Origin of the sequence: Micromonospora parathelypteridis, assembly GCF_014201145.1 — a bacterium.
In the GTDB taxonomy this organism is placed as follows: domain Bacteria; phylum Actinomycetota; class Actinomycetes; order Mycobacteriales; family Micromonosporaceae; genus Micromonospora; species Micromonospora parathelypteridis.
Window position 1 is genome coordinate 4,875,176 of record NZ_JACHDP010000001.1, and the last position, 14,600, is coordinate 4,889,775.

At 72.6% G+C, this 14,600-nt stretch carries 9 protein-coding genes; 5 read left to right on the forward strand and 4 right to left on the reverse strand.

Features of this window, described 5'->3' with window-relative positions:
• Positions 1–43 precede the first annotated feature (43 nt).
• Entirely contained in the window at positions 44–733 is a 690-nt protein-coding gene (locus tag HNR20_RS21980) for a potassium channel family protein (RefSeq protein ID WP_184182894.1), read from the reverse strand.
• 3 nt (positions 734–736) lie between these two features.
• Positions 737–1,402 (reverse strand): potassium channel family protein, encoded by a 666-nt coding sequence (locus HNR20_RS21985; RefSeq protein WP_184182897.1) that lies wholly within the window; start codon positions 1,400–1,402, stop codon positions 737–739.
• 162 nt (positions 1,403–1,564) lie between these two features.
• Between HNR20_RS21985 and HNR20_RS21990 the strand changes: the two genes are divergently transcribed.
• The 3 genes from HNR20_RS21990 (at position 1,565) to dxs (ending at position 7,142) form a co-directional block, all read left to right on the forward strand.
• Positions 1,565–3,643 carry an APC family permease gene (locus tag HNR20_RS21990; protein WP_184182900.1) on the forward strand — a complete coding sequence of 693 codons (2,079 nt, stop codon included), beginning with the start codon at positions 1,565–1,567 and terminating at the stop codon, positions 3,641–3,643.
• Positions 3,644–3,692: 49 nt separating this feature from the next.
• Entirely contained in the window at positions 3,693–4,928 is a 1,236-nt protein-coding gene (locus HNR20_RS21995; RefSeq protein ID WP_184188781.1) for a class I SAM-dependent RNA methyltransferase, read from the forward strand.
• 264 nt (positions 4,929–5,192) lie between these two features.
• Positions 5,193–7,142, forward strand: coding sequence for a 1-deoxy-D-xylulose-5-phosphate synthase (gene dxs / locus HNR20_RS22000; RefSeq protein WP_184182902.1), 1,950 nt, complete (start codon positions 5,193–5,195; stop codon positions 7,140–7,142).
• 172 nt (positions 7,143–7,314) lie between these two features.
• On the opposite strand, the gene HNR20_RS22005 is transcribed toward dxs, so the two are convergent.
• Positions 7,315–8,508 carry a hypothetical protein gene (locus tag HNR20_RS22005; RefSeq protein WP_184182905.1) on the reverse strand — a complete coding sequence of 398 codons (1,194 nt, stop codon included), beginning with the start codon at positions 8,506–8,508 and terminating at the stop codon, positions 7,315–7,317.
• A 155-nt stretch (positions 8,509–8,663) separates the two neighbouring features.
• Between HNR20_RS22005 and HNR20_RS22010 the strand changes: the two genes are divergently transcribed.
• Both HNR20_RS22010 and HNR20_RS22015 read left to right on the forward strand, forming a co-directional pair.
• A complete protein-coding gene (locus HNR20_RS22010) occupies positions 8,664–10,766 on the forward strand; it encodes a DUF6311 domain-containing protein (RefSeq protein WP_229687384.1) in 2,103 nt (700 codons plus the stop codon).
• A complete protein-coding gene (locus HNR20_RS22015; protein WP_229687383.1) occupies positions 10,766–12,622 on the forward strand; it encodes a DUF6311 domain-containing protein in 1,857 nt (618 codons plus the stop codon). Before HNR20_RS22010 ends, HNR20_RS22015 begins: the two co-directional genes overlap by 1 nt.
• Here the strand turns inward: HNR20_RS22015 and HNR20_RS22020 are convergent, their stop codons facing one another.
• The gene (locus HNR20_RS22020) at positions 12,623–14,506 is read right to left on the reverse strand and encodes a DUF6311 domain-containing protein (RefSeq protein ID WP_373291106.1); all 1,884 of its coding nucleotides are present in this window, start codon (positions 14,504–14,506) and stop codon (positions 12,623–12,625) included.
• Positions 14,507–14,600: the final 94 nt, after the last annotated feature.

Sequence of the window (14,600 nt, forward strand, 5' to 3'; positions counted from 1 at the left end):
GCGGGGCCCGGCAAACCCGGGCCGCCCCGCTCGCGCCGCCGGCTCAGCGTGAGCCGCGGGTCCGCTCGACGCTGTCCGGTCCGAGGATCACCGCACGGACCTCGTCCTCCACCTCGGCGGTGCAGACGAAGACCAGCTCGTCGCCGGCCTCGATCGGGTCGTCCGGGCTGGGCACCAGGACCCGCTTGCCGCGCAGGATCGCCACCAGTGCGGCGTCACGGGGCAGTGGCACGGCGTGGATCGGCTGACCGACGTAGGGTGCGGTCGGCGGCAGGGTGATCTCGACCAGGTTCGCCTCGCCCTGGCGGAAGGTCATCAGCCGGACCAGGTCGCCGACGGTGACCGCCTCCTCGACCAGTGCGGCCATCACCCGCGGCTTGCTCACCGCGACGTCCACGCCCCACTGCTCGGTGAACAGCCACTCGTTCTCGGCCCGGTTGACCCGGGCGACCACACGGGGGACCGCGAACTCGGTCTTGGCCAGCAGCGACAGCACCAGGTTGGTCTTGTCGTCGCCGGTCGCCGCGACCACCACGTCGCACCCGGCGACGTTGGCCTCCTCCAAGCTGGTCAGCTCACACGCGTCAGCGAGCACCCACTCGGCGGCCGGCACCCGGTCGGGGCGCAGCATCTTGGGTTGGCGCTCGATCAACATCACCTGGTGGCCGTTGTCGATCAGCTCCTGGGCGATCGAGCGGCCCACGTTGCCCGCGCCCGCGATGGCGACCCGCATGGCTCAGTGCCCCCCTTCCGGCGGCGTTGCCGCCACCGACGTGACCGTCGCCACGATGTCATCGCTGACCAGCATGAACACCTGGTCACCCTCCTGCAGGACGGTAGAGCCGGTGGGGAGCGTGCCGATGCCGAAGCGGATCAGATAAGCCACCCGTGCTCCGGCGGCCTCCTCCAGCGTTCGTAGCGGCCGGCCGATCCAATCCTTGTGCAGCGGCACCTCGACGATCGACACGGTGCTCGTGGGATCGCGGAAGATCTCCACGTTGCCCTCCGGCACCAGATGCCGCAGCATCCGGTCGGCCGTCCAGCGCACGGTCGCCACGGTGGGGATGCCCAGCCGCTCGTAGACCTGCGCCCGGCGCTGGTCGTAGATGCGGGCAGCGACCCGGGACACGCCGAACGTCTCGCGAGCCAGCCGGGCCGAGATGATGTTGGAGTTGTCGCCGCTGGAGACCGCCGCGAAGGCGTCCGCGCGCTCGATGCCGGCCTGGCGCAGCACATCGCCGTCGAAGCCGGCCCCGGTCACCGTGATCCCGGCGAAGTCGGGGCCGAGTCGGCGGAAGGCGTCGGCGTCCTGATCGATCACCGCCACCGAGTGCCCCCGGGATTCCAGGCTGTGGGCGAGGGTCGACCCGACCCGGCCACATCCCATGATCACGACGTGCACGCTGTCCCTCCCAAGGTGCGTACCACTCCCGCTGCGGTGACTAACGAGTGCGAGCCTGCCACGTCCGGGTGCGAGGCGGGGACCGACCGTACCCCGTCGTGCCGGGCAGCCACGATCGCCCACCCCCGCGCTCGCGCCGTGGTGGTCGTACTCTTGGCGTTCGTGGCCAGTCCCACCTCGCTGCTGAAGCGACTGCTCCTCGGTCGACCGTTCCGGTCCGACCGTCTGCAGCACACCCTCCTCCCGAAGCGCATCGCGCTGCCCGTGTTCGCCTCCGACGCGCTGTCCAGCGTCGCGTATGCGCCCGACGAGATCCTGCTGACCCTCTCCATCGCCGGCGCCTCGGCTTACGTGTTCTCCCCGTGGATCGCACTGGCCGTGGTCGTGGTGATGCTCACCGTGGTGGCGAGCTACCGGCAGAACGTGCATGCCTACCCCTCCGGTGGTGGCGACTACGAGGTGGCCACGGTCAACCTGGGTCCGAAGTTCGGGGTCGGGGTGGCCAGCGCGCTGTTGGTCGACTACGTGCTCACGGTGGCGGTGTCGGTCTCCTCCGGGGTGGCCAACCTCGGCTCGGTGGTGCCGTTCGTGGCCACCCACAAGGTCCTGATCGCGGTGATCGCGGTGGTTCTGCTGACCGCGGTCAACCTGCGCGGCCTGCGGGAGTCCGGCACCGCGTTCGCCATTCCCACCTACGGCTTCGTCATCGTGATGGGCGGGATGCTGCTCACCGGGCTCTTCCGGGTCTTCGTCCTGGGCGACGACCTCCGTGCGCCCAGCGCCGACCTGGTCATCCAGGCCGAGCACAGCGTGACCGGCTTCGCGTTGATCTTCCTGCTGCTGCGGACGTTCAGCTCGGGCGCCGCCGCGCTCACCGGCGTCGAGGCGATCTCCAACGGTGTGCCGGCGTTCAAGGCCCCGAAGAGCCGTAACGCCGCCACCACGCTGCTGCTGCTGGGTGCGATCGCGGTGAGCCTGCTCGTCGGGATCATCTGGCTGGCCCGGCTGACCCACCTGCAGTTCGTCGAGGACCCGGCCCTGCAGATCGTCTCCGGCCCGGACGGCTACGTGCAGAAGACGGTCACCACCCAGCTCGGCGAGACGGTCTTCGGGTCCGGCTCGTTCCTGCTCTACGTGGTGGCCGGGATGACCGCGCTCATCCTCTTCCTGGCCGCGAACACCGCGTTCAACGGTTTCCCGGTGCTCGGCTCGATCCTCGCCCAGGACCGCTACCTGCCCCGCCAGTTCCACACCCGCGGCGACCGGCTGGCCTTCTCCAACGGCATCACCTTCCTGGCCCTGTTCGCGATCGTGCTGATCGTCGGCTTCCAGGCCGAGGTGACCCGACTCATCCAGCTCTACATCGTCGGGGTCTTCGTCTCGTTCACCGTCTCCCAGGCCGGCATGATCCGGCACTGGAACCGGCTCCTGCGCACCGAGCGGGACCTGGAGGCGCGTCGCCGGATGCACCGCTCCCGGGCCATCAACACGTTCGGCATGGGGCTCACCGGCACGGTGCTGGTGATCGTCCTGGTCACCAAGTTCCTGCTCGGCGCCTGGATCGCGATCGCCGCGATGGCGGTGATCTACGTGCTGATGCTGGCCATCCGCCGGCACTACGACCGGATCGCGGTCGAGCTGACCCCGCCGGACGAGGGTCGGGCCGTGCTGCCCGCCCGCAACCACGCGATCGTGCTGGTCAGCAAGGTGCACCAGCCGACGTTGCGGGCCATCGCCTACGCCCGGGCCACCCGGCCGGACACGCTGACCGCCGTGACCGTCAACGTGGACGACAAGGACACCCGGGACCTGCAGGCCGACTGGGAACGGCGGGAGATGGCCATCCCGCTCACCGTCATCGACTCGCCGTACCGGGAGATCACCCGGCCGATCCTGGACTTCGTCGCCTCCACCCGCCGTAAGTCACCCCGGGACGTGGTCACCGTCTTCATTCCGGAGTACGTCGTCGGCCGCTGGTGGGAGAACCTGCTGCACAACCAGAGCGCCCTGCGCCTCAAGGGCCGGTTGCTCTTCGAACCGGGGGTGATGGTGGTCAGCGTGCCGTGGCAGCTCGCGTCGACAGCGAGCAAGAACCTGGACCGGCTGGACGCCACGCTGTCCCGGACCCCGGCACGCGGGCCGCGAGGCGGCCTGTCGCCGACCGACCAGCCGGTGGTCTCCGTGCCGGCCCCCGAGAGCCGCCCGATCGACGGCGGCCCGGTCGGGACCGGCCGTGACTGAGCCGGGCGTGCGGCCGGCCGCGACCTCCGTGCCCTCCTCGCCGCCCTCGGTGCCCGAGCGCGGCCTGGCCGAGGCGGAACGCGTCGAGCTGACCGTCGACGCGGTCGCCCCCGGCGGGCACTGCGTGGCACGGGTCGACGGGCAGGTGGTCTTCGTCCGGCACGCGCTGCCCGGTGAACGGGTCGTCGCCGAGGTCACCGAGGTGCACCGGGGGTTCGTCCGGGCCGACGCGGTGACCGTGCTGGAACCCTCACCGGACCGGGTCGAGCCGCCCTGCCCGTACGCGAAGCCGGGCGCCTGTGGTGGCTGCGACCTGCAGCACGTCGCCCCGGAAGCGCAACTGGCCTGGAAGACCGCCGTGGTGCGCGAACAGCTCGTCCGCCTCGCCGGGCTGACCGACGTCGAGCTGGACCGGCTCGGCGTCCGGGTCGAGGCGCTGCCCGGCGGGCTGCTGGGCTGGCGCTCCCGGGTCCGCTACGCCGTGGACGCCGCCGACCGGGCCGGCCTGCTCAAGCACCGCTCGCACGAGGTGGTGCCGATCGACCGCTGCCGGATCGCCCACCCGGCCATCCAGCAACTGCCGGTGCTGACCCCCTCCGGGGCGCGCTGGCCGGCCGCCGAGGCGGTGGAGACCGTCGCCAGCACCGGTGGGGACGTGACCGTCACGGAGGTCCGCGAAGGGGTGCCCACCCCGGTGAGCGGCCTGACCGAGGTCCGCGAGGTGGCCGCCGGCCGGGACTGGACGCTGCCCGCGTCCGCGTTCTGGCAGGTGCACCCGGCCGCCGCGGACACCCTGTCCACGGCGGTGCTGGAGCTGCTGGACCCGCAGCCGGGCGAGATCGCCTGGGACCTCTACGGCGGCGCCGGGCTGTTCGCCGCCGGGTTGGCCGCCCGGGTCGGTGCGACCGGCCGGGTGACCCTGGTGGAGGCCGCGACGCAGGGCGTCGCCGCCGCTCGGGAGAACCTTGCCGACCTGCCCACGGTCGAGGTGGTGTCGGCCCGCGTGGAGACCGCGTTGGCCCGCCGACGGATCACCGGCCCGGTCGACGTGGTGGTGCTCGACCCGCCACGCTCCGGCGCGGGCGCACCGGTGGTCCGCGCGCTGGTCGCCGCCAACCCGCGGGCGGTCGCGTACGTGGCCTGCGACCCGGCGGCCTTCGCCCGGGACGTCCGCACCTTCACCGACCTCGGTTGGCGGCTGGCGGCGCTGCGGGGCTTCGACCTGTTCCCGATGACGCAGCACGTCGAGCAGGTCGGGCTGCTGCTGCCCCCGCTCGGGCGTTAGCAGGGGCTCTCGTCTCACGCCGGTGGTGGTGTGCGCAAACCCACCGCCGGGGCTGGCTCGCCGTCCGACCGGCGTACCCCGGTGTCGCGGCCGACCCGCCGCGCCGGCTGCGGATCCGGGCCTGACCAGGCGCGCTGGCGGTCGCCCTGGTGCCGGCCTGCGGATGCCGGATCGGGTGCCCAGCCACCGGACCCGGCCCCGCTCCGCAGCCCGGGGGCTTGGGCCGGGCTGCGGAGTACCGCACGGCCGATAGACTCTGCGGTCATGAGTGTTGAAGAGGACACGGCCAATCACGGCCGGCTGCTCGGGACGGTGCGTGGTCCGCAGGACGTCAAGCGCATGTCCGGCGACGAACTGGACGTCCTTGCCGCCGAGATCCGGGATTTCCTGATCACCAAGGTCTCCCGCACCGGCGGGCACGTCGGACCCAACCTCGGTGTGGTCGAGCTGACGCTGGCCATGCACCGCGTCTTCGACTCCCCCCGGGACCGGATGCTGTTCGACACCGGCCACCAGTCGTACGTGCACAAGATCCTTACCGGCCGTCAGGCCGGCTTCGACAAGCTCCGCCAGCGCGGTGGCCTCTCCGGCTACCCCAGCCAGGCGGAGAGCGAGCACGACCTCATCGAGAACTCGCACGCCTCGACCGCGCTCTCCTACGCCGATGGCCTGGCCAAGGCGTACGCCCTGCGTGGTGAGGCGCGCAGCGTCGTGGCCGTGGTCGGCGACGGCGCGCTCACCGGTGGCATGTGCTGGGAGGCGCTGAACAACATCGCGACCGCCGGCAACCCGCTGGTGATCGTGGTCAACGACAACGGTCGCTCGTACGCCCCGACCATCGGCGGGCTGGCCGACCACCTCTCCTCGCTGCGGCTCAACCCCGGCTACGAGAAGGTCCTCGACACGGTCAAGGACGCCCTCGGCTCGACGCCGGTGGTCGGCCGACCGATGTACGAGATGCTGCACGCGGTCAAGAAGGGCATCAAGGACGCGGTCGCCCCGCAGGCCATGTTCGAGGACCTCGGCATCAAGTACGTGGGCCCGGTGGACGGGCACGACGTGGCGGCGGTCGAGGCGGCGCTGCGCGCGGCGAAGAACTTCGGCGGCCCGGTGATCGTGCACGCCGTCACCCGAAAGGGCTACGGCTACCGCCCCGCCGAGGAGGACGAGGCCGACTGCCTGCACGGCCCGGGCAGCGCCTTCGACGTCGAGACCGGCGCGCTGCTGGCCGCCCCGTCGGTGAAGTGGACGCACGTCTTCGCCGACGAGTTGCTGGCCGTCGCCGACGAGCGCCCGGACGTGGTGGGCATCACCGCCGCGATGGCCGAGCCGACCGGCATCGCCAAGCTGGCCCGCAAGTACCCCGAGCGGGTGTACGACGTGGGCATCGCCGAGCAGCACGCGGCCACCTCGGCGGCCGGGCTGGCGCTCGGCGGCCTGCACCCGGTGGTCGCGGTCTACGCCACCTTCCTCAACCGCGCGTTCGACCAGGTCCTGCTGGACGTGGCGATGCACAAGCTGCCGGTGACCTTCGTGCTGGACCGGGCGGGCATCACCGGCCCGGACGGCCCCAGCCACTACGGCATCTGGGACATGTCGGTCTTCGGGGTGGTGCCCGGCCTGCGGATCGCCGCTCCCCGCGACGCCGCCACGCTGCGGGAGGAGCTGCGCGAGGCGGTGGCCGTCGACAACGGCCCCACCGTGGTGCGCTTCCCGACCGGCGCGGTCACCGCGGACCTGCCGGCGCTGCGCCGGGTCGGCCCGGTCGACGTGCTGGCCGAGTCGGCCCGTACCGACGTGCTGCTCGTTGCCGTCGGCTCCTTCGGGCAGCTGGGCATGGAGGTGGCCGCTCGGGTCGCCGAGCAGGGCTACGGGGTCACCGTCGTCGACCCTCGCTGGGTGCGTCCGATCCCGGCGGAGCTGGTCGAGCTGGCCGCAAGGCACCGGCTCGTGGTCAGCGTCGAGGACGGCGTCCGGGTCGGCGGGGTGGGCGACGCGCTCGGCCAGGCGATGCGCGACGCCGACGTCCGCGTGCCGCTCAAGGACCTTGGCGTACCCGCCGACTGGCACCCGCACGGCACCCGCGCGCAGATCCTCGCCGACCTCGGTCTGACCGCTCAGGACGTGGCGCGCAACGTCACCGGCTGGATCTCCGGCCTGGACGCCACCCCGGACCGCCTGACCCCCGCCAGCAAGGCCTCCGCGCAAAACTGACCCACGGCACAACGACGGCGGGCGCCCCTCCCGGGGCGCCCGCCGTCGTCATGTCCGCGCCCCGCCCGCGCCCTCTGCTGCGCCGATCTTGCACTTTCGGTCGTCGTTCAGCGTGGTTTGTGGCAATTTGCCACGACAGAAAGTGCAAGATCGCGGGGAGGGGCGGGTGGGGTTAGTTTGGTTTTACGGAGCGGTAATGGGTCTTGTCGGAGTTCGCGAGGCTGTAGGTCTGGGAGCGGGACGGGCTGGGGACGACCGCCAGGCCGGGGCGCTCGACCAGCAGGGGCGTCCCCGGTGGGACGGACAGCGAGCTGTCCCGAGTGGCCCGCCAGCTGAGCACGACCAGCGGCTGACCGGGCATGGGCAACTGGTACGCCTGCAACGGGGTGGCCCGATCGGCGGGCGACACGACCGGCGCGCCACCGTCGGCCGGTCGATAGACCACCGCGGTCATCGCGCCGGCGTCGGTGTCCCAGCTGAGCTGCTGCAACTCGGCTGCCGCGCCACCCCCGAGGGCGACCTCGCCGAGCGAGCGAACCGTCAGCTTCGCCATCGGCCAGGACGTCGGCACCGAGCGCGGCGCATCCCGATCGCCGATCCGGCGCGGAATGCTGCCGAACGGGCCCCGGTCGCCGGCCAGCACGCAGGTGTCCAGGCCGGTCAGTGCCCGCCGCCCGGTGCCGGACTCGTCGCGGACCAGTGGGTAGCGCGGATCGACGGTGCCGGTGCCCAGGTCGAGCAGCCGGTCGGCGGCCCTCCCCCGGGGCAGCGACTCGGTGGCGCGCAGGGTCGCGGTCACACCGACAGCCGTGCAGGACGGCACGTCGACCGGCGCGCTGAGGCCGTCCGCGACGGTCAACGTCCGATCCTGTGGCCCGACCAGGGTCTGCACCCGGGCGGAGACCAGGTAGCGCCGGCCGCCGGGAGTCTGCACCGGCAGCACGTCGGAGTAGACGAGGTAACCCGGGTCGGTGTACTCGGTCGCGCGGGTCACCGCGTACCGGTCGCCGTCGCGGGTGAGTTGCAGCAGCCAGGAGGCGCTCTCGCCGGGCACGTCGGCGGCCACGATCGCCACCGGGGCGCCGTCGACCCGACCGGAGAAGAGGATGCCGGACGAGGGGAGGTGCACACGGTCATCGGCCGGCGACCGCCAGTCACGGACCGCGTCGGTGACCGCCGACGTCGCCGAGGCATCCCCCGAGAGATCGCCCCGCGGCGGCCACACGGCCAACGTGCCATCCAGGCTGTCGTACCCGACCCGCAGGTCCTGTGGCTTCCGGTCGGCTACCGGGCCGCACGCCGTGGCGACCAGCAGCGCGCTCAGCAGGACGGGAAGCGCCCTGCCGTACCGACGGCCTGGAGTCACCTGGCCCGCCCCCGATCGCCTCGCCGTCGCTGTCGGAAAGCGCCATAGTACGAGATGTCCGATGCGGGGCCCGAGGTGGCCGTCCTCCAGCCGACCACAGTGGACATCACCGGGGTTTTAGTGTGTTTTCGATGCTCCGGTAGACTCCGCCGACTGTGACGCCTGCCGAGTCCCGCGCCCTGCCCGCGCCGCACCCGGAGGCGGCAGCCGGCTCCGACGAGATGGTGAGCTATCGCACTCCGGTCGGTCTGCTCGCCGGCCCCGCCGCGCTGACCGGTACCTCCACCGCGCCGGTCGAGGCCGACGGTGCCACCGACGCCACGCTCACCGCCCCCACCGAGGCGGCCACGGCAGCCCCCACCGAGGCGCCGGCTGAGCCTGCCACGGCGGCCCCCACCGAGGCGCCGGTCGAGCCCGCCGCGCCGGTCGAGGGCGCGCCGGCTTCCACCGATGCGCCGGTCGAGCCTGCCGGCCCGGCTGACGGCACGCCGGCCGTACCGACGCGGGCGTGGTGGCGTCGGTGGACCCGGCGGCGGCAGCACCTGGCGGTCGGCGGGTTGTTTCTGCTCGCCGCGCTCTGGGTGACCAGCCGGATCTGGCTGGACCCGTCCGGTCGGGTGGCCTCGCTCTACACCGGCGACCCGGCGCAGGTGCAGTTCTTCCTCGCCCACTCGGTACGCGTGGTGCTGCACGGCGAGTACCCGTTCTACACCGAGCAGTTCAACTACCCCGACGGCGTCAACCTGATGGCCAACACGGCCGTGCTGGCGCTGGGCATCCCGATGGTCCCGGTGACGCTGCTGTTCGGGCCGGCGGTGTCCTTCGTGCTGCTGGTGACGCTCGGCCTCGCCGGCACCGCCATGGCCTGGTACCTGATGCTCTCCCGCCATCTGGTGCGTACGCCGCTCGCGGCCGCGGCCGGCGGTTGGTTCTGCGGGTTCTCGCCCGCGATGCTCTCGCACGCCAGTTGGCACCCGAACATCATCAGCCAGTTCCTGCTGCCGTTCATCGTCTGGCGGGTGCTGGTGCTCACCCGTTCGCGCCGGCCGGTCCGGGACGGGGCGCTGCTCGCCCTGCTGGTCACCGTGCAGGCGTTCATCAACGAGGAGATCCTGCTCTTCACGGCGCTGGCGTGCGGCGTCTTCCTGCTGGCGGTGCTCGTGCAGGAGCCGGCCCGCTGGCGGACCGCGTGGCGGCCCCTGGGCGCCGGTGTGGTGACCTGCGGACTGCTGGCTGGGGCGCTGCTGGCGTACCCCCTGTATGTGCAGTTCGCCGGGCCGATGGCCTACCACGGGCTCAGCGACGCGGTGAAGGACTACGGCAACGACATCGCCGCCTTCTTCGCCCCCGGCTCGCCCACCCTCGGCGGCAACCAGCGAGCCAACATCAACCTGGCGCCGAACTACTCCGAGGAGAACGCCTTCTTCGGTTGGAGCCTGTCGCTGCTCGCCATCGGCATCGTGGTCTGGCTGCGCCGGGAGTTGATCGTCCGGGCGCTCGCGGTGACGGGCCTGCTCTTCGCCGTGCTGTCGCTCGGCGAGCGGGTCTCCTGGTGGGACCGGGAGCTGGTCAGCGGACCGTGGCAGTGGCTGGTCCACCTGCCGCTGCTGGACGCGGTGGTGCCGACCCGGTTCGGTCTGATCACCAGCGTCGTGATCGGTCTGCTGCTCGCGCTCGCCGTCGAACGGGCCTGGGCGTTGCGTCCCGCCGATCGGCGCACCGTACGGGTGCTCACCGCCGCAGGCCTGGCGTTCGCGCTGTTGCCGATCGCCCCGATGCCGCTGCGGATGGTCGGCCGGCCGCCGGTGCCGGACTTCATCACCGCCGACCGTTGGCGGGCGTACGTCGGGCCGGACCAGACGCTGGTGCCGATCCCGGTGCCCAGCATGGGCAACACGCACGGCATGCGCTGGGCGGCGGCCACCAACCTCGACTTCAAGATCCCCGGCGGTTACTTCCTCGCACCCCGAAACGGCAACACCGGTGACGCCGGCCGGTTCGGTGGCCGACCGAGCGGGGTGGGCCAGATGCTGGAGGAGGTGGCGACCACCGGCCGTACGCCGAAGCTCGACGACCGGCAGCGTCGCCGGTTCACCGACGAGTTTCGGCACTGGCGGGCGGCGATCCTGGTGCTGCCGGTGCGGCAGCAGAACGCGGAGCCGCTGCGACGTACCGTCGAGGAGTTGGTCGGCCCGGGCCGCCAGGAGCTGGATGTCTGGGTCTGGGACGTCCGGGCGCTGACCGACCGCTCGGTCTGATGACCACCGGCACGACGTCACCGGTCACCTCGCCCCCGGCGGAGGCCCGAGCGGCCCGGCCGGCCTGGCTTTCCGACGTGCTGGTGGTGGCCGGCTACCTGGGCCTGGCCGCGGTGCTGACCAGCGCGCAGTGGGGTCACCCGTGGCGGCTGTTCCACCAGGCGGGTGACCAGGTCCTCTTCGAGTGGATGCTGGCCCACGCGGCCCACGCCCTGGTCGAGGGGGAGAACCCGCTCTACGGTGCTGGGTTGAACGCGCCCGACGGGGTCAACCTGATGGCGAACACCTCGGTGCTCGGCCTGGGTATCCCGCTGGCCCCGGTCACCCTGCTCTTCGGCTCGCAGGTGGCGTTCTGTGTGGCGGTCGTCTGCTGCCTCGCCGGCACCGCTGCCGCCTGGTACGCGCTGCTGCGCCGCCGACTGGTCACCACCCGGTCCGCAGCCGCGGTCGGTGGGCTGATCTGCGGCTTCGCCCCAGGCATGATCGCCCAGGCGGGTGCCCACCTGCACATCGCCGCACAGTTCCTGGTGCCGGCGATCCTCGCCCTGGTGTTCCGGCCCGCCTCGAATCCGGCACACCGGCCTGACGGTCTGGGCCGGCCTGACGGCGTGCGCCGGCCTGACGGCCCGGGGCGGGCCGACGGCGTGTGGCGGCCCGGCGTCGGCCTCGGGCTGCTGCTCGTCTGGCAGGTCTTCATCGGCGAGGAGGTGCTGGTCTTCCTCGCGCTCGCGGCCGGGGTGTTCGCGCTGGGCTACGCGATCGCCGACCGTGCGGCCGCCCGACGGCTCGCGCCGGCCCTCTTCGGGCGGCTCGCGGTGGCGGCCGGGGTGGCGGCGGTGCCGCTGGCGTACCCGCTGTGGTTTCAGTTCTACGGCCCGCAGCACTATTCGGGCATGGCGTTCGCCACGAGCGGCTTCCAGTTGGACGCCGCGTCGTTCACCGCGTCGGCCCGGCAGACCGTGCTCGGTGACGACTGGTTGCCGGGATTGCTCTCGCCCAACCCGACCGAGGAGAACTCGTTCTTCGGCCCGGGACTGTTGGGGCTCGCCGTGGTGATCGTGATCTGGCAGTGGCGACGACCACTGGTCCGGGCGCTGGCCGGTTGTGGCGTGGTCTTCGCCCTGCTCTCGCTCGGCACCGAGCTGCGGGTGGACGGCACAGCCACCGGCATCCCCGGGCCGTACCGGCTGGTCGCCGGGCTGCCGCTGCTCGACCTCGCGGTGCCGGCCCGGTTCGCGCTGGTCTGCGTACCGGTGCTGGGTGTGCTGGTGGCGCTGTCCCTGGACCGGGTCCGTACCGCGCGCGGGCCGGCCACGGCGCCGGGTCTGCCGGTGCGGTTGCTGTGGGCCGGCGCGGTCGCCGCCGCGTTGCTGCCACTGGTTCCGACGCCGATCCGCGTGGTGCCGGTCGCGCCGGTACCGGCGTTCGTCGCCGACGGTGGCTGGCGTCCCCTGGTGCCACCCGGCCGGACGGTGGTCGCGCTGCCCCCGGTCACCGGTGCCGGGCGCAGCGCGGTGATGCTCTGGTCCGCCCGTACCGGTCTGGCGTTCCCCGCGCCCGGCGGTTACTTCATCGGCCCCAGTGGCCCGGACGACCCGGCGGCCCGCTGGGGCGCGCCGGACCGGCCCACGTCGGTGCTGCTACGCCGGGTGGCCGACTCCGGCGTGGTGCCGGTGCTCACCGACGCCGACCGCAGCCAGGCCGTCGCGGACCTGCGGCACTGGCGCGCCGCCGTGGTGGTGCTCGGCTGGCTGGAGCACGGCGACCCGGTCCGCCGGACCGTCGACGACCTGCTCGGCCCGGGTCGACCGGTCGACGGTGGGTGGGTGTGGGACGTCCGGGACCGCGTCGGTTAGTTAACCCACCAGTGCGCGGACGTCCCAGACCCAGACGTCGTCGACCCGCTGCGGCGACCCGAGCAGACCAGTGACCAGTTCGCGCAGCACCGCCTCGCGCGGGTGTGCCCCGAGCACCACCACCGATGCCCGCCAGAACCGCAGGTCCTCGATGGCTTGACGGCGGTTCTCGTCGGTGAGCACCGGGACCGCGCCGCGGTCCATCGTGAAGTAGATGAGGCTGCTGGTGGGCCGGTTCGGCGCGCCGAAGACGCCCTCGCCCAGCTCGTTGGGGCCGATGAAGTAGCCGCCCGGGACGGGGAACTCCTGACCGGTGAGCGCACTCCAACGCAGTGTCGGCAGGCCGTGCACGTTGCTCGGGATCGGCACCGGCACCAGGGTCCGGCCCGCCGGCACGTAGGGCCGCCAGCCGCCGGCCGTGATGAAGTGCGGCGGCGGGTCGATCTGCTGGGCGGGCAGCGGCCGGGGAAAGAGCGGCAGCACGGCGAGGGCGACCGCCGCGTACCCCACCGGGCGCAGCCACCGGCGCCGCGCCGCGACCGGCGCGGGCGCGGCCAGATCGTCGGAGGTCGCCGGCTCACCGGCGCGCTGGGCCGGCACCCGCGGCTGGTCGGCCACCGGGCGCCCCTGGCGGTGCGCGGCGTCCCAGGTCAACGCGAGCAGTACGCCCACCGCGGCGGCGACCACCAGCGTCAGTCGGGTCGGCATCATCATCTCGACCAGCGGAAGGTCGTCCGGCACGTACGACCACGGGCCGCGCACACCGGTCTCCACGCCGTCGAAGCGCACCCACGGCCCGATCGCGGCGACGCTGAACACCACGATCAGCACCGCGACGATCCGCGTGGCCAGCGACCGGCGCACGAGCAGCACCAGAGCCACCAGCGAGAGCAGCACCAGCGGCCAGCCGAACCAGGTGTTCTGCTCGGTCAGCCCGATCGTCTTCTCCACGGCCGGGTCGCCGGCCCAGGTGTCCCGCGCGAAGGTGACGAAGGCGACCAGGTCCTCGCCCCAGTTGTGGAAGACGCCACCCTGCAGCCCTCGGTAGGACTGCGGGCCGTTGAACTGGTACCAGATCGGGTACGCCGCGAGCACCAGGGTCAGCCCACCGGCGACGCCGAGCCCGGCCAGGAACGTGCCGGCGGCGGCCCGGGTGGCCCGCGGCCGCTGCACGGCGTACGCCAGCACGACGACCAGGCAGGCCAGCGCGGTGAGCAGCAGCATCTCCTCGTTGATGAAGATCTGGTACGTCACCAGCGCCCCGAGCACCAGCCCGTTGCGCCGCCACCGGCCCGGCTCACCGAGGCGCAGCACCCGCACCACGATCAGCGGTAGCAGGAAGTTGGACACGAAGTTGGGCTGCCCGTTGGCGTGGTGGATGATCCCCGGCGCGAAGCCGAGGAACGCGCCGCCGACGAAGGCCGCCGCCCGGGAGCGCACCAGGTGGCGGGAGAGCATCCAGTACCCGGTGCCGGCGGTGGCCGCCAGCGCCCCACCCAGGTAGAGCGCGTACATCACCTGCGGGCCGAGCAGCATGGTCAGCGGGGCCAGCGGCAGGGTCACCCCGAGCAGCGAGGTGTTGGCGATCATGTTCACCCCGTCCGGGGCGTTCTGCCGGGCCGTGAAGAGCGGGTTCTCCAGATGCCGCACCGAGTACGCGCCGTGCGCGAACAGCCACTCGAACCAACTGTGGTCGGTGGGCAGGTGCGAGGAGACGCGGCCGCTCACGTCACCCCAGTAGTTGAGGCAGACGAAGATGCCCAGCAGCACATAGGCTCCGAGGGCCAACAGGTCGGCTCGGGCCGGGCGGCGTCGAGGCCGCCGTGTCGGCTCGACCTCGGCCGGGTCGACGTCGGTCACGGGATTCAGCGAAGGGTCTACCACCGGCACGGCCACGACGCGCCATCGTACAGGCGCGGGTCCGTCGCTTTTGCCGGGCCGGTGCACTCACGGTCGGTTTGCCGGACGCCAGCCTGTC